The sequence below is a fragment of the Citrobacter gillenii genome, assembly GCF_013337685.1.
Lineage (GTDB): Bacteria > Pseudomonadota > Gammaproteobacteria > Enterobacterales > Enterobacteriaceae > Citrobacter > Citrobacter gillenii.
This window is the reverse complement of sequence record NZ_SUQN01000016.1, coordinates 1-13,985: the sequence shown is the minus strand read 5'-3', so window position 1 is coordinate 13,985 and position 13,985 is coordinate 1. Positions and strand designations below refer to the sequence as shown.

At 49.7% G+C, this 13,985-nt stretch carries 29 protein-coding genes; 1 reads left to right on the top strand and 28 read right to left on the bottom strand.

Going from position 1 to position 13,985, the window contains the following annotated elements; translation table 11 throughout:
• Positions 1–10: 10 nt before the first annotated feature.
• The 26 genes from rpsD to rpsJ form a co-directional block, all read right to left on the bottom strand.
• Positions 11–631 carry a 30S ribosomal protein S4 gene (rpsD, locus tag FCH32_RS22930; protein ID WP_003031138.1) on the bottom strand — a complete coding sequence of 207 codons (621 nt, stop codon included), beginning with the start codon at positions 629–631 and terminating at the stop codon, positions 11–13.
• 32 nt (positions 632–663) lie between these two features.
• Positions 664–1,053, bottom strand: coding sequence for a 30S ribosomal protein S11 (rpsK, locus tag FCH32_RS22925; RefSeq protein WP_003031137.1), 390 nt, complete (start codon positions 1,051–1,053; stop codon positions 664–666).
• A gap of 16 nt (positions 1,054–1,069) precedes the next feature.
• A complete protein-coding gene (gene rpsM, locus FCH32_RS22920; RefSeq protein ID WP_003031135.1) occupies positions 1,070–1,426 on the bottom strand; it encodes a 30S ribosomal protein S13 in 357 nt (118 codons plus the stop codon).
• Positions 1,427–1,572: 146 nt separating this feature from the next.
• The gene (gene rpmJ / locus FCH32_RS22915; protein ID WP_000868187.1) at positions 1,573–1,689 is read right to left on the bottom strand and encodes a 50S ribosomal protein L36; all 117 of its coding nucleotides are present in this window, start codon (positions 1,687–1,689) and stop codon (positions 1,573–1,575) included.
• Between the two features lie 30 nt (positions 1,690–1,719).
• Positions 1,720–3,051 (bottom strand): preprotein translocase subunit SecY, encoded by a 1,332-nt coding sequence (gene secY / locus FCH32_RS22910; protein ID WP_001118864.1) that lies wholly within the window; start codon positions 3,049–3,051, stop codon positions 1,720–1,722.
• Positions 3,052–3,058: 7 nt separating this feature from the next.
• Complete coding sequence (gene rplO / locus FCH32_RS22905; protein WP_096759320.1) at positions 3,059–3,493, bottom strand: 50S ribosomal protein L15; 435 nt, start codon at positions 3,491–3,493, stop codon at positions 3,059–3,061.
• 3 nt (positions 3,494–3,496) lie between these two features.
• Positions 3,497–3,676 carry a 50S ribosomal protein L30 gene (gene rpmD, locus FCH32_RS22900; RefSeq protein WP_001140434.1) on the bottom strand — a complete coding sequence of 60 codons (180 nt, stop codon included), beginning with the start codon at positions 3,674–3,676 and terminating at the stop codon, positions 3,497–3,499.
• A 3-nt stretch (positions 3,677–3,679) separates the two neighbouring features.
• Positions 3,680–4,183 carry a 30S ribosomal protein S5 gene (gene rpsE / locus FCH32_RS22895; RefSeq protein WP_003031131.1) on the bottom strand — a complete coding sequence of 168 codons (504 nt, stop codon included), beginning with the start codon at positions 4,181–4,183 and terminating at the stop codon, positions 3,680–3,682.
• A gap of 14 nt (positions 4,184–4,197) precedes the next feature.
• Positions 4,198–4,551, bottom strand: coding sequence for a 50S ribosomal protein L18 (gene rplR, locus FCH32_RS22890; RefSeq protein ID WP_000358960.1), 354 nt, complete (start codon positions 4,549–4,551; stop codon positions 4,198–4,200).
• 9 nt (positions 4,552–4,560) lie between these two features.
• Positions 4,561–5,094, bottom strand: coding sequence for a 50S ribosomal protein L6 (gene rplF / locus FCH32_RS22885; protein ID WP_096759319.1), 534 nt, complete (start codon positions 5,092–5,094; stop codon positions 4,561–4,563).
• 12 nt (positions 5,095–5,106) lie between these two features.
• Complete coding sequence (rpsH, locus tag FCH32_RS22880) at positions 5,107–5,499, bottom strand: 30S ribosomal protein S8 (RefSeq protein WP_003031127.1); 393 nt, start codon at positions 5,497–5,499, stop codon at positions 5,107–5,109.
• A gap of 30 nt (positions 5,500–5,529) precedes the next feature.
• Positions 5,530–5,835, bottom strand: coding sequence for a 30S ribosomal protein S14 (rpsN, locus tag FCH32_RS22875; RefSeq protein ID WP_003031125.1), 306 nt, complete (start codon positions 5,833–5,835; stop codon positions 5,530–5,532).
• Between the two features lie 14 nt (positions 5,836–5,849).
• Positions 5,850–6,389, bottom strand: coding sequence for a 50S ribosomal protein L5 (rplE, locus tag FCH32_RS22870; RefSeq protein WP_003031123.1), 540 nt, complete (start codon positions 6,387–6,389; stop codon positions 5,850–5,852).
• A 14-nt stretch (positions 6,390–6,403) separates the two neighbouring features.
• Entirely contained in the window at positions 6,404–6,718 is a 315-nt protein-coding gene (gene rplX / locus FCH32_RS22865; protein WP_003031122.1) for a 50S ribosomal protein L24, read from the bottom strand.
• A gap of 10 nt (positions 6,719–6,728) precedes the next feature.
• Positions 6,729–7,100, bottom strand: a complete 372-nt coding sequence (gene rplN / locus FCH32_RS22860; protein ID WP_000613954.1) for a 50S ribosomal protein L14 — start codon at positions 7,098–7,100, stop codon at positions 6,729–6,731.
• 162 nt (positions 7,101–7,262) lie between these two features.
• Entirely contained in the window at positions 7,263–7,517 is a 255-nt protein-coding gene (gene rpsQ, locus FCH32_RS22855) for a 30S ribosomal protein S17 (RefSeq protein WP_017460070.1), read from the bottom strand.
• Complete coding sequence (rpmC, locus tag FCH32_RS22850) at positions 7,517–7,708, bottom strand: 50S ribosomal protein L29 (RefSeq protein WP_000644742.1); 192 nt, start codon at positions 7,706–7,708, stop codon at positions 7,517–7,519. The genes rpsQ and rpmC overlap by 1 nt, the downstream gene beginning before the upstream one ends.
• Entirely contained in the window at positions 7,708–8,118 is a 411-nt protein-coding gene (gene rplP / locus FCH32_RS22845; RefSeq protein ID WP_000941212.1) for a 50S ribosomal protein L16, read from the bottom strand. The genes rpmC and rplP overlap by 1 nt, the downstream gene beginning before the upstream one ends.
• Positions 8,119–8,130: 12 nt before the next feature.
• Positions 8,131–8,829: a 30S ribosomal protein S3 gene (gene rpsC / locus FCH32_RS22840; RefSeq protein ID WP_006817277.1), complete on the bottom strand. Its 699-nt coding sequence runs from the start codon at positions 8,827–8,829 to the stop codon at positions 8,131–8,133.
• A 17-nt stretch (positions 8,830–8,846) separates the two neighbouring features.
• Positions 8,847–9,179: a 50S ribosomal protein L22 gene (gene rplV / locus FCH32_RS22835; protein WP_000448832.1), complete on the bottom strand. Its 333-nt coding sequence runs from the start codon at positions 9,177–9,179 to the stop codon at positions 8,847–8,849.
• A 14-nt stretch (positions 9,180–9,193) separates the two neighbouring features.
• Positions 9,194–9,472 (bottom strand): 30S ribosomal protein S19, encoded by a 279-nt coding sequence (rpsS, locus tag FCH32_RS22830; RefSeq protein ID WP_001138115.1) that lies wholly within the window; start codon positions 9,470–9,472, stop codon positions 9,194–9,196.
• Between the two features lie 16 nt (positions 9,473–9,488).
• Positions 9,489–10,310 carry a 50S ribosomal protein L2 gene (rplB, locus tag FCH32_RS22825; protein ID WP_038634702.1) on the bottom strand — a complete coding sequence of 274 codons (822 nt, stop codon included), beginning with the start codon at positions 10,308–10,310 and terminating at the stop codon, positions 9,489–9,491.
• A 17-nt stretch (positions 10,311–10,327) separates the two neighbouring features.
• Entirely contained in the window at positions 10,328–10,630 is a 303-nt protein-coding gene (gene rplW, locus FCH32_RS22820) for a 50S ribosomal protein L23 (protein ID WP_004868363.1), read from the bottom strand.
• Positions 10,627–11,232: a 50S ribosomal protein L4 gene (gene rplD / locus FCH32_RS22815; protein ID WP_003031119.1), complete on the bottom strand. Its 606-nt coding sequence runs from the start codon at positions 11,230–11,232 to the stop codon at positions 10,627–10,629. The genes rplW and rplD overlap by 4 nt, the downstream gene beginning before the upstream one ends.
• 10 nt (positions 11,233–11,242) lie before the next feature.
• On the bottom strand, positions 11,243–11,872 hold the full coding sequence (rplC, locus tag FCH32_RS22810) for a 50S ribosomal protein L3 (protein WP_096759318.1): 630 nt from the start codon (positions 11,870–11,872) through the stop codon (positions 11,243–11,245).
• Positions 11,873–11,904: 32 nt separating this feature from the next.
• Positions 11,905–12,216, bottom strand: a complete 312-nt coding sequence (gene rpsJ, locus FCH32_RS22805; RefSeq protein WP_001181005.1) for a 30S ribosomal protein S10 — start codon at positions 12,214–12,216, stop codon at positions 11,905–11,907.
• A 380-nt stretch (positions 12,217–12,596) separates the two neighbouring features.
• Between rpsJ and FCH32_RS22800 the strand changes: the two genes are divergently transcribed.
• Entirely contained in the window at positions 12,597–13,064 is a 468-nt protein-coding gene (locus FCH32_RS22800; protein WP_115259893.1) for a prepilin peptidase, read from the top strand.
• Here FCH32_RS22800 and bfr read toward each other — a convergent pair.
• Together bfr and bfd are read right to left on the bottom strand one after the other, a co-directional pair.
• Positions 13,061–13,537: a bacterioferritin gene (gene bfr, locus FCH32_RS22795; protein ID WP_115257340.1), complete on the bottom strand. Its 477-nt coding sequence runs from the start codon at positions 13,535–13,537 to the stop codon at positions 13,061–13,063. The two genes, FCH32_RS22800 and bfr, sit on opposite strands and share 4 nt — an antisense overlap.
• A 71-nt stretch (positions 13,538–13,608) precedes the next feature.
• Positions 13,609–13,803: a bacterioferritin-associated ferredoxin gene (gene bfd, locus FCH32_RS22790; protein ID WP_003031111.1), complete on the bottom strand. Its 195-nt coding sequence runs from the start codon at positions 13,801–13,803 to the stop codon at positions 13,609–13,611.
• Positions 13,804–13,985 lie beyond the last annotated feature (182 nt).

Here is a 13,985-nt window from a genome sequence, read left to right as displayed (position 1 = left end):
GTACTAAGCTTTACTTGGAGTAAAGCTCGACGATCAGGTGTTCGTTAATGTCCGCAGACAGATCAGAACGCTCCGGCTTACGCTTGAACGTACCTTCCATCTTGCCAGCATCAACTTCCAGCCAGGTTGGCTTTTCACGCTGCTCAGCCAGCTCCAGAGCGGCTTTCACGCGAGACTGCTTCTTCGCTTTCTCACGAATGCTAACAACGTCATTCGGACTAACCTGATAAGAAGCGATGTTAACAACACGACCGTTTACCATAATTGCTTTATGGCTGACCAGCTGACGTGCTTCTGCACGAGTGGCACCGAAGCCCATACGGTATACAACGTTGTCCAGACGACCTTCCAGCAGACCCAACAGGTTTTCACCGGTGTTGCCTTTCAGACGTGCTGCTTCTTTGTAGTAGTTACGGAACTGACGCTCCAGCACACCGTAGATACGGCGAACTTTTTGCTTTTCACGCAACTGCACACCATAGTCAGACAGACGCGGTTTACGCGCACCGTGCTGGCCAGGAGCTTGTTCAATTTTACACTTGGTATCGATCGCGCGAACGCCAGACTTAAGGAATAAGTCAGTGCCCTCACGACGGCTCAGCTTGAGCTTAGGACCCAAATATCTTGCCATTTTCTTTCTCCAACAATCCTAGAAACGAGGCGTTATACGCGACGTTTTTTCGGCGGACGACAACCGTTATGAGGGATCGGAGTCACATCAGTAATATTAGTGATGCGGAAACCAGCGGCGTTCAGAGCACGAACAGTAGATTCGCGACCTGGACCCGGTCCTTTGACCATAACTTCCAGATTCTTGATACCGTATTCTTTTACGGCTTCAGCGCAACGCTCTGCTGCAACCTGAGCTGCAAACGGAGTGGATTTGCGAGAACCACGGAAACCGGAACCACCGGCTGTTGCCCAACCCAGCGCGTTACCCTGACGATCAGTAATGGTAACGATGGTGTTGTTAAAAGAAGCATGGATATGAGCCACGCCGTCAGAGACTTGTTTTCTTACACGTTTACGTGCACGAATTGGTGCCTTTGCCATTATTCAATCACCCCGATTATTTCTTGATCGGTTTGCGCGGACCCTTACGGGTACGTGCGTTGGTCTTGGTACGCTGACCGCGAACCGGGAGACCACGACGATGACGCAAACCGCGATAGCAACCAAGGTCCATAAGGCGCTTGATGCTCATGCTAACTTCACGGCGCAGATCACCTTCAACGACAAATTTGGCAACTTCGTCACGCAGCGTGTCGATTTGTTCTTCAGACAGCTCACTGATCTTAACATCTTCAGCGATACCCGCTGCAGCCAGAATGGCCTTAGAACGGGTCTTGCCGACGCCGTAGATCGAAGTTAATGCGATCACAGCATGTTTCTGATCAGGAATGTTAATGCCTGCTATACGGGCCACTATGCACTCCTACTATTTAATATGTACGCACCATGCTGAAAAGCCCGTTTTCAGGATACTCAAATGGAAACGCACAGACATACAAAAGATTGGCTGGCTAATCTAGCCAGCTCAACCCAACTTTGCAAGAAAAATATGCGAATAAATCAGCCTTGGCGCTGTTTATGCTTTGGCTCGGCACTGCAAATCACACGGATGACACCATCACGCTTAACGATTTTGCAGTTACGGCATAATTTCTTGACGGAAGCACGAACTTTCATTTTTACTCTCCGTAACTTCTCGGGCGACTGTTAACGGCCGTAGCCTTTCAGATTCGCCTTCTTCAATGCAGACTCATACTGACTTGACATCATCAGAGTTTGCACTTGAGCCATAAAGTCCATAATCACGACAACAACGATAAGCAGTGAGGTTCCACCGAAGTAGAACGGTACTTTCATTGCATCACGCATGAACTCCGGGATCAGGCAGATAAAGGTAATGTAAAGCGCACCAACCAAGGTCAGGCGGGTCATTACTTTATCGATATACTTCGCCGTTTGCTCTCCCGGACGAATTCCTGGTACAAATGCACCGGACTTCTTCAGGTTATCTGCTGTTTCACGCGGGTTGAAAACCAACGCCGTGTAAAAGAAACAGAAGAAGATGATTGCAGACGCATAGAGTAACACATAAAGCGGTTGCCCAGGCTGCAAATACAGCGAAATTGTTGTCAGCCAGTTCCAACCAGTACCGCCCCCGAACCATGACGCGATGGTCGCCGGGAACAGAATAATACTGGAAGCGAAGATTGCTGGGATAACCCCGGCCATATTCACTTTCAGCGGTAAATGTGTGCTCTGTGCAGCATAGACACGACGACCTTGCTGACGTTTCGCGTAGTTTACCACAATGCGGCGTTGACCACGTTCAACAAATACAACAAAGAACGTCACTGCAAATACTAATACTGCAACCAACAGCAACACGAGGAAGTGCAGGTCGCCTTGACGCGCTTGCTCGATAGTATGGGCAATGGCTGGCGGGAGTCCCGCGACGATACCGGCGAAGATAATGATTGAGATACCGTTGCCGATACCACGTTCAGTAATCTGTTCACCCAACCACATCAGGAACATTGTCCCTGTAACCAGACTTACAACAGCGGTGAAATAGAATGCAAAACCTGGATTCATCACCAGGCCTTGCATACCAGGCATATTCGGCAGACCGGTAGCAATACCGATCGACTGGAATATCGCCAGCACCAGAGTACCGTAGCGGGTGTACTGGCTGATCTTACGACGACCAGACTCCCCTTCTTTCTTAATTTCCGCCAACGTTGGATGAACCACCGTCAGCAGCTGGATAATGATCGACGCCGAAATATACGGCATGATCCCCAGAGCAAAGATAGAAGCACGGCTGAGAGCACCACCAGAGAACATGTTGAACATTTCAATGATAGTGCCTCGCTGTTGCTCAAGCAGTTTGGCAAGTACAGCGGCATCAATACCAGGGATCGGAATGAAAGAGCCAATACGGAACACAATCAGCGCGCCGATAACAAACAGCAGTCTGCGTTTCAGCTCGCCTAAGCCACCTTTGGCACTTTGAAAATCTAATCCCGGTTGTTTAGCCATCTGCTACTTATTCCTCGATTTTACCGCCAGCAGCTTCGATAGCAGCACGAGCGCCTTTAGTAACACGCAGGCCACGAACAGTTACCGGAGTAGTGACTTCACCAGCCAGGATCACTTTCGCGAACTCGATCTGGATACCGATAATGTTTGCTGCTTTCAGCGTATTCAGGTCTACAACACCGCCTTCAACTTTAGCCAGGTCAGACAGACGAACTTCGGCTGTGATCGCTGATTTACGTGAAGTGAAGCCGAATTTCGGCAGACGACGGTACAGAGGCATCTGACCACCTTCGAACCCGCGACGTACGCCACCGCCAGAACGAGACTTCTGACCTTTGTGACCACGACCACCGGTTTTACCGAGGCCAGAACCGATACCACGACCCAGGCGGCGAGCCGCTTTTTTAGAGCCTTCGGCCGGAGACAGAGTATTTAAACGCATCTCTTACTCCTCAACTTTAACCATGAAGGAAACCGCGTTGACCATACCACGAACAGCAGGAGTATCCTCGCGTTCTACGGTGTGACCAATACGACGCAGACCCAGGCCAAGCAGCGTTGCCTTGTGTTTCGGCAGACGACCGATTGCACTGCGGGTTTGAGTAATTTTAATAGTCTTTGCCATGGTTTATTTCCCCAGAATTTCTTCAACGGATTTACCACGCTTGGCAGCGACCATTTCCGGAGATTTCATATTTTCCAAACCATCGATAGTTGCACGAACCACGTTAATCGGGTTGGTGGAACCATACGCTTTAGCCAGAACGTTACGAACTCCAGCGACTTCCAGAACGGCGCGCATTGCACCACCGGCGATGATACCGGTACCTTCGGAAGCCGGCTGCATGAAGACACGAGAACCCGTGTGAGTACCCTTAACCGGGTGCTGCAGGGTGCCGTGGTTCAGCGCGACGTTAATCATATTGCGACGGGCTTTTTCCATCGCTTTCTGGATCGCTGCTGGAACTTCACGCGCTTTACCGTAACCAAAACCAACGCGACCGTTACCATCGCCAACTACAGTCAGAGCTGTGAAGGAGAAAATACGACCACCTTTAACGGTTTTAGATACGCGGTTAACCGCGATCAGCTTTTCCTGCAGTTCGCCAGCTTGTTTTTCGATGTGAGCCATCTTACACCTCTACCTTAGAACTGAAGGCCAGCTTCACGGGCAGCATCTGCCAGTGCCTGGACACGACCATGATATTGGAACCCGGAACGGTCAAAGGATACATCTTTGATGCCTTTTTCCAGAGCGCGTTCAGCAACAGCTTTACCTACAGCTGCAGCAGCGTCTTTGTTACCGGTGTACTTCAATTGTTCAGCGATAGCTTTTTCTACAGTAGAAGCAGCTACCAGAACTTCAGAACCGTTCGGTGCAATTACCTGTGCGTAAATATGACGCGGGGTACGATGTACCACCAGGCGAGTTGCACCCAGCTCCTGGAGCTTGCGGCGTGCGCGGGTCGCACGACGGATACGAGCAGATTTCTTATCCATAGTGTTACCTTACTTCTTCTTAGCCTCTTTGGTACGCACGACTTCGTCGGCGTAACGAACACCCTTGCCTTTATATGGCTCAGGACGACGGTAGGCGCGCAGATCTGCTGCAACCTGACCGATCAGCTGTTTATCAGCGCCTTTCAGCACGATTTCAGTCTGGGTCGGACATTCTGCAGTAATACCTGCCGGCAGCTCATGATCAACAGGATGAGAGAAACCTAAAGCCAGGTTTACTACATTCCCTTTGACCGCTGCGCGGTAACCTACACCAACCAGCTGCAGCTTCTTAGTGAAGCCTTCGGTAACACCGACAACCATTGAGTTCAACAGGGCACGCGCGGTACCAGCCTGAGCCCAACCATCTACGTAACCATCACGCGGACCGAAGGTCAGTGCATTATCTGCATGATTAACTTCAACAGCATCGTTGAGAGTACGAGTCAGCTCGCCGTTCTTACCTTTGATCGTAATAACCTGACCGCTGATTTTTACATCAACGCCGGCAGGAATAACGACCGGTGCTTTAGCAACACGAGACATTTTTTCCTCCGATTAGGCTACGTAGCAGATAATTTCGCCACCAAGACCAGCTTGGCGCGCTGCACGATCAGTCATAACACCTTTAGAGGTAGAAACAACTGCGATACCCATGCCAGCCATAACTTTTGGCAGCTCGTCTTTACGCTTATAAATGCGCAGACCTGGGCGACTGACACGCTGAATGCTTTCTACAACAGCTTTACCCTGGAAATACTTAAGAGTAAGTTCCAGTTCCGGCTTGGTGTCGCCTTCAACTTTAAAATCTTCAATAAAACCTTCTTCCTTCAGCACGTTGGCAATTGCCACTTTCAGCTTGGAGGAAGGCATGGTGACCGCAGCTTTATTCGCGGCCTGACCGTTACGGATACGGGTCAGCATATCCGCGATCGGATCTTGCATGCTCATCTGTCTTTACTCCCGTGATTCAATTGGTAATTACCAGCTAGCCTTTTTCAAGCCCGGTACTTCACCGCGCATAGCGGCTTCACGAAGCTTAATACGGCTCAACCCGAACTTGCCCACATAGCCATGCGGACGACCTGTTTGACGGCAGCGGTTACGCTGACGAGACGGGCTGGAATCACGCGGCAGAGACTGCAGCTTCAGAACTGCGTTCCAACGATCTTCGTCGGTCGCGTTCACATCAGAGATAATAGCCTTCAGTTCAGCGCGTTTTGCGAAGTACTTATCAGCTAAAGCTACGCGCTTTACTTCGCGTGCTTTCATTGATTGCTTAGCCATTCAGTAACCCTACCTTACTTGCGGAACGGGAAGTCAAAGGCAGCCAGCAGAGCACGGCCTTCTTCATCAGATTTCGCAGTAGTGGTAATGGTAATATCCAAACCACGCACGCGGTCGACTTTATCGTAGTCGATTTCTGGGAAGATGATCTGCTCACGGACACCCATGCTGTAGTTACCACGACCGTCGAAAGACTTAGCGGACAAGCCACGGAAGTCACGGATACGTGGAACAGCAATAGTGATCAGGCGCTCAAAGAACTCCCACATGCGTTCGCCACGCAGAGTTACTTTACAGCCGATCGGATAGCCCTGACGGATTTTGAAGCCTGCAACAGATTTGCGTGCTTTGGTGATCAACGGCTTTTGACCGGAGATTGCTGTCAGATCAGCTGCTGCGTTATCCAGCAGTTTCTTGTCAGCGATCGCTTCACCAACACCCATGTTCAGGGTGATCTTCTCGACCCGAGGGACTTGCATGACAGAATTGTAGTTAAACTCAGTCATGAGTTTAGCGACTACTTCGTCTTTGTAGTAATCATGCAGTTTCGCCATCGTACTACTCCAAATTACTTGATAGTTTCGCTGTTAGACTTGAAGAAACGGACTTTTTTGCCATCTTCGAATCTAAAGCCTACACGGTCAGCCTTGCCGGTTGCCGCGTTGAAGATAGCAAGGTTAGAGATCTGAATAGCTGCTTCTTTCTCTACAATGCCGCCTGGTTGGTTCAGGGCCGGAACCGGCTTCTGATGTTTCTTAACCAGGTTGATACCTTCAACAATGACCTTGCCGGAAGACAGGACATTTTTTACTTTACCGCGTTTACCTTTATCTTTACCGGTTAACACGATAACTTCGTCATCACGACGGATCTTCGCTGCCATGATTCGCTCCTTAGAGTACTTCTGGTGCCAGAGAGATAATTTTCATGAACTTCTCGTTACGAAGTTCACGAGTTACCGGCCCAAAAATACGCGTACCGATAGGTTGCTCACTGTTATTGTTTAAAATAACGCATGCATTACCATCGAAGCGAATGACAGAACCGTCCGGGCGACGAACACCCTTCTTGGTGCGCACCACTACCGCCTTCAGCACATCACCTTTTTTGACCTTACCACGCGGAATTGCTTCCTTGATGGTGATCTTGATGATGTCGCCTACGCCTGCGTAGCGACGGTGCGAGCCACCCAGAACCTTGATACACATTACGCGACGTGCACCGGAGTTGTCGGCGACGTTCAGCATAGTCTGTTCTTGGATCATTTTAGTGCTCCGCTAATGTCAACTACTACTGAGACCCGAAAATCAGGTCGTTAAAAAGCCCCATATCGGGGGCGCGGCATTATAACACCGCTTCAACGATATGGGTAGAAAAAATAAACGGCTCATCGCTGAGCCGTTTATTCGTTGAGAATGCATACTCTATTACAGAATAGCTTTCTCTACAACGCGAACCAGCGTCCAGGACTTAGTCTTGGACAGCGGACGGCATTCGCGGATTTCAACCACGTCACCAGTACCGCATTCGTTGTTCTCGTCATGTACGTGCAGTTTGGTCGTACGCTTGATGAATTTACCGTAGATCGGGTGTTTCACAAAACGTTCGATAGCAACAACAATGGATTTCTCCATTTTGTCGCTAACAACGCGACCTTGCAGAGTACGGATTTTATCGGTCATTACGCACCCGCCTTCTCAGTCAGTAAAGTCTTAACGCGTGCGACATCACGACGCACTTGCTTCAACAGGTGAGACTGTTGCAGCTGGCCACTTGCAGCCTGCATACGCAGGTTGAACTGCTCACGCAGCAGATTCAGCAGCTCGGTGTTCAGCTCTTCAACACTCTTCTCACGCAGCTCTTTTGCTTTCATTACATCACCGTCTTAGTTACAAAGGTGGTTTTAATCGGCAGTTTCGCTGCTGCCAGCTTGAATGCTTCACGGGCCAGCTCTTCCGGTACACCGTCCATTTCATACAGGACTTTACCCGGCTGAATCAAGGCAACCCAATACTCCACGTTACCTTTACCTTTACCCATACGCACTGCCAGCGGCTTTTCAGTGATCGGTTTGTCCGGGAATACACGGATCCAGATCTTACCTTGACGCTTAACTGCACGGGTCATAGCACGACGTGCTGCTTCGATCTGACGGGCAGTCAGACGACCACGGCCAACAGCTTTCAGACCGAAGCTGCCGAAGCTAACATCCGTACCCTGCGCCAGACCGCGGTTACGGCCTTTGTGCATTTTACGGAATTTTGTACGCTTTGGTTGTAACATCAGCGACGCTCCTTATTTACGGCCTTTACGCTGCTGCTTTTTAGGTTGAGCAGCCGGTTCCGGTTGTTCAACAGCAGCCATACCACCCAGGATCTCGCCTTTGAAGATCCATACCTTAACGCCGATTACACCGTAAGTGGTGTGCGCTTCAGAGGTGTTGTAGTCGATGTCAGCACGCAGAGTGTGCAGCGGTACGCGACCTTCGCGGTACCATTCGGTACGTGCGATTTCCGCGCCGCCCAGACGGCCGCTAACTTCAACTTTAATACCTTTAGCGCCCAGACGCATTGCGTTCTGTACAGCACGCTTCATAGCACGACGGAACATAACACGACGTTCCAGCTGTGAAGTGATGCTGTCAGCAACTAATTTTGCGTCCAGTTCAGGCTTACGCACTTCGGCGATATTGATCTGGGCAGGAACGCCAGCAATATCAGCTACGACTTTGCGCAGTTTTTCTACGTCTTCGCCTTTCTTACCGATAACGATACCCGGGCGAGCGGTGTGAATGGTCACACGGATGCTCTTAGCCGGACGCTCGATAACGATACGAGATACAGACGCTTTAGCCAGTTCCTTAGTCAGGTACTGACGTACTTTAAAATCGCTGTCCAGGTTGTCAGCGAATTCTTTGGTGTTCGCAAACCAGGTTGAGTTCCATGGTTTTACAATACCCAGGCGAATACCATTAGGATGTACTTTCTGACCCATTGCTAGTCTCCAGAGTCTCAGCGATCGGACACAACCACAGTAATGTGGCTGGTGCGCTTCAGGATGCGATCTGCACGACCTTTTGCACGCGGCATAATGCGCTTCATGCTAGGGCCTTCGTCTACGAAAATTTTCGTAACTTTCAGATCGTCAATGTCAGCGCCATCGTTGTGTTCAGCGTTAGCAATGGCAGATTCCAGGACTTTCTTAACCAGTACAGCCGCTTTCTTATTGGTGTAGGTCAGAATATCCAGAGCCTGCGACACTTTCTTACCGCGAATCAGGTCTGCAACAAGGCGAACCTTCTGAGCAGAAGAACGAGCATGGCGATGTTGAGCTAAAGTTTCCATCTCTTCCTCCTACCTTATTTCTTCTTCGCTTTTTTATCAGCAGCATGGCCGCGATAAGTACGAGTCGGTGCGAATTCACCCAGTTTGTGACCGACCATTTCGTCGGAAACAAATACCGGAACGTGCTGACGACCATTATGGACAGCGATGGTCAAACCGATCATGTTAGGAAAGATCGTTGAACGACGGGACCAAGTGCGCAGGGGCTTCTTGTCTCCGCTTTCCACCGCTTTCTCTACCTTCTTCAGCAAGTGCAGGTCAATAAAAGGACCTTTCTTGAGAGAACGTGGCATGGCTTATCCTCTAAAATTATTTGCTACGGCGACGTACGATGAATTTATCAGTACGCTTGTTGCTGCGGGTCTTCTTACCTTTGGTCTGAACGCCCCACGGAGTTACCGGGTGCTTACCAAAGTTACGACCTTCACCACCACCATGTGGGTGATCGACTGGGTTCATCGCAGTACCGCGAACGGTAGGACGAACACCACGCCAGCGTGCAGCACCTGCTTTACCCAGAACGCGCAGCATATGCTCAGCATTGCCAACTTCGCCCAGAGTTGCACGGCAGTCTGCTTCGACTTTACGCATTTCACCAGAACGCAGACGCAGGGTGACATAAGCACCATCACGAGCAACGATCTGAACGTAAGTACCAGCGGAACGTGCCAGCTGACCGCCTTTACCTGGTTTCATTTCTACGTTATGAACGGTAGAACCAACCGGGATATTGCGCATCGGCAGGGTGTTACCTGCTTTGATTGCAGCATCAACGCCAGATTGAACCTGGTCGCCAGCTTTCAGGCCTTTAGGGGCCAGGATGTAACGACGTTCGCCGTCTTTGTACAGAACCAGCGCGATGTTCGCGGAACGGTTCGGATCGTACTCAAGACGTTCAACAATTGCCGGGATACCGTCTTTGTTGCGTTTGAAGTCAACGATACGATAAGCCTGCTTGTGACCACCACCGATGTGACGAGTGGTGATACGGCCATTGTTGTTACGACCACCGGATTTGCTGTTTTTTTCAACCAGCGGAGCAAAAGGTTTGCCCTTGTGCAGCTCTGGGTTGACCACTTTAACAACGTGGCGACGACCCGGAGATGTCGGTTTACATTTAACAACTGCCATTGTATTACTCCTCCGACTTACTCAGCGCCGCCGACGAAGTCCAGATTCTGGCCTTCCTTCAGGGTGACGTAAGCTTTTTTCCAGTCGCTACGACGACCGATACGCTGTCCGTGACGTTTAACTTTCCCTTTAACAACCAGGGTGTTAACGACTTCGACTTCGACTTCAAACAGTTTCTGCACAGCAGCTTTGATTTCTGCTTTGGTCGCGTCTTTAGCAACTTTGAGAACGATGGTATTGGTTTTTTCCATCGCAGCAGACGCTTTTTCAGAAACGTGCGGTGCGCGCAGCACCTTCAGCAAACGTTCTTCACGAATCATGCCAGCATCTCCTCAACTTGCTTAACAGCATCAGCAGTCATTACGACTTTGTCGAAGGCGATCAGGCTAACCGGGTCGATACCAGTTGCATCGCGTACGTCAACCTTGTGCAGGTTGCGCGCAGCCAGGAACAGGTTTTCGTCCAGCTCACCGGTGATGATCAGCACATCTTCCAGAGCCATGTCTTTCAGTTTCTGTGCCAGCAGCTTAGTTTTAGGCGCTTCTACAGAGAATGATTCGACAACGATCAGACGATCCTGACGTACCAGTTCGGACAGAATGCTTTTCAGCGCGCCGCGGTACATCTTTTTGTTAACTTTTTGACTGTGGTCCTGCGGGCGAGCAGCGAAGGTTACGCCACCGGAACGCCAGATCGGGCTCTTGATAGAACCTGAACGCGCACGGCCGGTACCTTTCTGGCGCCACGGCTTTTTGCCTGAACCAGTTACTTCAGCACGAGTCTTCTGAGCACGAGTACCCTGACGAGCACCAGCTGCATAAGCAACAACAACCTGGTGAACCAGCGCTTCGTTGAAATCACGACCGAAGGTAGTTTCGGAAACAGTCAGCGCGCTCTGCGCGTCTTTCAATACTAATTCCATTGCTATCCCCTTACGCCTTCACAGCTGGTTTAACGATCAGGTCGCAACCGGTCGCACCCGGAACACCACCTTTAACCAGCAGCAGGTTGCGCTCAGCGTCAACGCGTACTACGTCAAGGCTCTGAACGGTGACACGCTCGTTACCCATCTGACCTGCCATTTTCTTGCCTTTGAACACTTTGCCCGGAGTCTGGTTCTGACCGATAGAACCCGGAACGCGGTGAGACAAGGAGTTACCGTGAGTCGCGTCCTGGGTACGGAAGTTCCAGCGCTTAACGGTACCAGCGAAACCTTTACCTTTAGAGGTACCGGTTACGTCAACTTTTTTAACGTCAGCAAACAGTTCAACGCTAATGTTCTGACCAACGGTGTATTCTTCACCATCTGCCAGACGGAACTCCCACAGGCCGCGGCCAGCTTCTACGCCAGCTTTAGCAAAGTGACCAGCTTCCGGCTTGGTTACACGGTTAGCTTTTTTAGCACCAGTGGTAACCTGAACAGCGCGATAGCCATCGTTAGCCAGATCTTTGATCTGAGTAACGCGGTTTGCTTCAACTTCGATAACGGTTACTGGGATAGATACGCCATCTTCAGTGAAGATGCGGGTCATACCCACTTTTTTACCGACTAAACCAATCATTGTATCAACCTCTCAATCGCTCGATGACCTGATTAACCCAGGCTGATCTGCACGTCTACACCGGCAGCCAGGTCCAGACGCATCAGAGCATCAACGGTTTTTTCAGTTGGCTCAACGATGTCAACCAGACGCTTGTGAGTGCGAATTTCGTACTGATCACGCGCGTCTTTGTTAACGTGCGGAGAGATCAGAACGGTAAAGCGCTCTTTGCGGGTCGGCAGCGGGATCGGACCACGAACCTGCGCACCAGTGCGCTTGGCAGTCTCGACGATTTCCGCGGTTGATTGATCGATCAGACGATGATCAAACGCTTTCAAACGGATACGGATTCTTTGGTTCTGCATGAGACCAGAGCTCCAATTATTTTATAGACGAAATAGTTACTCCTCAAACCCATTACGATTGATGGGAGAGTGTAACCGTTCTTACAGAGTTCCCCGATTGGGAACATTGTCTGGTATCGCTTTCGCAGTACCGGTGGCTCATATCGAACCGCTGTCAATATTAGACAAGCCCGCGCATTATACGTAAATCTCAGCCTTACGCAAGTGCCGTGTAGATATTAATCACTCAACCAGTAATGCGAGCCCGATTCCGCTCTGAATGCAGAGGTTTTTGTTCATCGTAATTTCTCCGGAAGGAAGCCAACAGAATGAGCAATCAAGCCTTGTATGGTCAGCACGATTTCTTGAAGGTGGCATCTATTTCCACAAAGGAATCGCGCATGTACGCCGACCTCCCCTTTCTGTTTTTCTACATTTCATTATGCGGGCTACTTTGGGCCCAGGATTTACGTACCGGGTTATTACCCGACAAGTTGACCTGCCCTCTGCTCTGGTGCGGTCTTATTTACTACCAGTGCTGTAAACCAGCACTTTTATCCGACGCACTTTGGGGAGCCATAGCAGGCTATAGCGCATTTTCGCTGCTCTACTGGAGTTACCGCTTGGTGCGGCGTTATGAGGGATTAGGCTATGGTGATGTAAAATTCCTCGCCGCATTGGGTGCCTGGCATCGGTGGGAGTCATTACCACTATTGGTCTTCCTTGCGGCTTGTTTAGCGTGCTGCATGATGGGAGCTGATTATGTAAGACACGGAAAAAAAGGACTAAAAAACCCGCTGCCTTTTGGACCCTATCTGGCGGCTGCGGGTTTTATTATTGGCGGGGTAAATCTGGTACGGGGCTTTTAGTCACTGACTTTAATTTGCGACTGCAGGTAATTTTGCAATCCCAGTTTTCCAATCAGATCCAGCTCCGTTTCGAGCCAGTCGATATGCCCTTCTTCGTCGGTGAGGATCTCTATCATCATATCCCGACTGACATAGTCATGAACGCTATCGGCATAGGCAATGGCTTCACGTAAATCTTTTGCGCCATCCAGCTCAAGTCGAAGATCTGACTGAAGCATCTCCTCAACGTCTTCGCCAATCCCCAACTTACCCAAGTCCTGTAAATTTGGGAGCCCTTCTAAAAACAAAATACGCTCGATGTATTTATCGGCGTGTTTCATCTCATCAATAGATTCATGGTACTCAACATCATTGAGCCGAGTCAGCCCCCAGTTTTTAAACATTCGGGCATGAAGAAAATACTGGTTGATCGCGACAAGCTCATTTCCCAATAGTTTATTGAGATAACTTATGATTTTAACATCACCTTTCATTTTATAGTCCCTCCGCTTCCACTCTTAGAGCGTAGATGGGGCTACAGGGATGTCAAAAAAAAGAGTGTGACTTAGGCGATCTCTTTAAATTCTGGCATTTGTGTTAATTCATCTTGCATCACTTCACGCGCAGCGCGAATGCATTTACCACATTGATTTCCAACAGGAATAAATTTTCGTAATTGTTGAAAAGATTGCGGATGAAACTGGCGAACAGCCTGACGAATTTTTTTATCACTTATCGCATTACACAAACAAACGTACATGATCGCTCCCGTTCAATTTATGCGCAAAGTGTAAATGAGAATAGTTATGATTACAATAGCACAATACTGTTTGTATGCCGACGCGGCTTGCGAAAAATGCGAATAAATATTACAGGTGTCAAATATCAGGCAGCAAAAAGGGCGCCTAAGCGCCCTTTTCAATTCAAAACTAATTAACGAGT

Bases quoted from the DNA above. Each gene is read 5' to 3' on its own strand.
- rpsD (WP_003031138.1), bottom strand. From the start codon at position 631: ATGGCAAGATATTTGGGTCCTAAGCTCAAGCTGAGCCGTCGTGAGGGC.
- rpsK (WP_003031137.1), bottom strand. From the start codon at position 1,053: ATGGCAAAGGCACCAATTCGTGCACGTAAACGTGTAAGAAAACAAGTC.
- rpmJ (WP_000868187.1), bottom strand. From the start codon at position 1,689: ATGAAAGTTCGTGCTTCCGTCAAGAAATTATGCCGTAACTGCAAAATC.
- secY (WP_001118864.1), bottom strand. From the start codon at position 3,051: ATGGCTAAACAACCGGGATTAGATTTTCAAAGTGCCAAAGGTGGCTTA.
- rplO (WP_096759320.1), bottom strand. From the start codon at position 3,493: ATGCGTTTAAATACTCTGTCTCCGGCCGAAGGCTCTAAAAAAGCGGCT.
- rpmD (WP_001140434.1), bottom strand. From the start codon at position 3,676: ATGGCAAAGACTATTAAAATTACTCAAACCCGCAGTGCAATCGGTCGT.
- rpsE (WP_003031131.1), bottom strand. From the start codon at position 4,183: ATGGCTCACATCGAAAAACAAGCTGGCGAACTGCAGGAAAAGCTGATC.
- rplR (WP_000358960.1), bottom strand. From the start codon at position 4,551: ATGGATAAGAAATCTGCTCGTATCCGTCGTGCGACCCGCGCACGCCGC.
- rplF (WP_096759319.1), bottom strand. From the start codon at position 5,094: ATGTCTCGTGTTGCTAAAGCACCGGTCGTTATTCCTGCCGGCGTTGAT.
- rpsH (WP_003031127.1), bottom strand. From the start codon at position 5,499: ATGAGCATGCAAGATCCGATCGCGGATATGCTGACCCGTATCCGTAAC.
- rpsN (WP_003031125.1), bottom strand. From the start codon at position 5,835: ATGGCTAAGCAATCAATGAAAGCACGCGAAGTAAAGCGCGTAGCTTTA.
- rplE (WP_003031123.1), bottom strand. From the start codon at position 6,389: ATGGCGAAACTGCATGATTACTACAAAGACGAAGTAGTCGCTAAACTC.
- rplX (WP_003031122.1), bottom strand. From the start codon at position 6,718: ATGGCAGCGAAGATCCGTCGTGATGACGAAGTTATCGTGTTAACCGGT.
- rplN (WP_000613954.1), bottom strand. From the start codon at position 7,100: ATGATCCAAGAACAGACTATGCTGAACGTCGCCGACAACTCCGGTGCA.
- rpsQ (WP_017460070.1), bottom strand. From the start codon at position 7,517: ATGACCGATAAAATCCGTACTCTGCAAGGTCGCGTTGTTAGCGACAAA.
- rpmC (WP_000644742.1), bottom strand. From the start codon at position 7,708: ATGAAAGCAAAAGAGCTGCGTGAGAAGAGTGTTGAAGAGCTGAACACC.
- rplP (WP_000941212.1), bottom strand. From the start codon at position 8,118: ATGTTACAACCAAAGCGTACAAAATTCCGTAAAATGCACAAAGGCCGT.
- rpsC (WP_006817277.1), bottom strand. From the start codon at position 8,829: ATGGGTCAGAAAGTACATCCTAATGGTATTCGCCTGGGTATTGTAAAA.
- rplV (WP_000448832.1), bottom strand. From the start codon at position 9,179: ATGGAAACTTTAGCTCAACATCGCCATGCTCGTTCTTCTGCTCAGAAG.
- rpsS (WP_001138115.1), bottom strand. From the start codon at position 9,472: ATGCCACGTTCTCTCAAGAAAGGTCCTTTTATTGACCTGCACTTGCTG.
- rplB (WP_038634702.1), bottom strand. From the start codon at position 10,310: ATGGCAGTTGTTAAATGTAAACCGACATCTCCGGGTCGTCGCCACGTT.
- rplW (WP_004868363.1), bottom strand. From the start codon at position 10,630: ATGATTCGTGAAGAACGTTTGCTGAAGGTGCTGCGCGCACCGCACGTT.
- rplD (WP_003031119.1), bottom strand. From the start codon at position 11,232: ATGGAATTAGTATTGAAAGACGCGCAGAGCGCGCTGACTGTTTCCGAA.
- rplC (WP_096759318.1), bottom strand. From the start codon at position 11,872: ATGATTGGTTTAGTCGGTAAAAAAGTGGGTATGACCCGCATCTTCACT.
- rpsJ (WP_001181005.1), bottom strand. From the start codon at position 12,216: ATGCAGAACCAAAGAATCCGTATCCGTTTGAAAGCGTTTGATCATCGT.
- FCH32_RS22800 (WP_115259893.1), top strand. From the start codon at position 12,597: ATGTACGCCGACCTCCCCTTTCTGTTTTTCTACATTTCATTATGCGGG.
- bfr (WP_115257340.1), bottom strand. From the start codon at position 13,537: ATGAAAGGTGATGTTAAAATCATAAGTTATCTCAATAAACTATTGGGA.
- bfd (WP_003031111.1), bottom strand. From the start codon at position 13,803: ATGTACGTTTGTTTGTGTAATGCGATAAGTGATAAAAAAATTCGTCAG.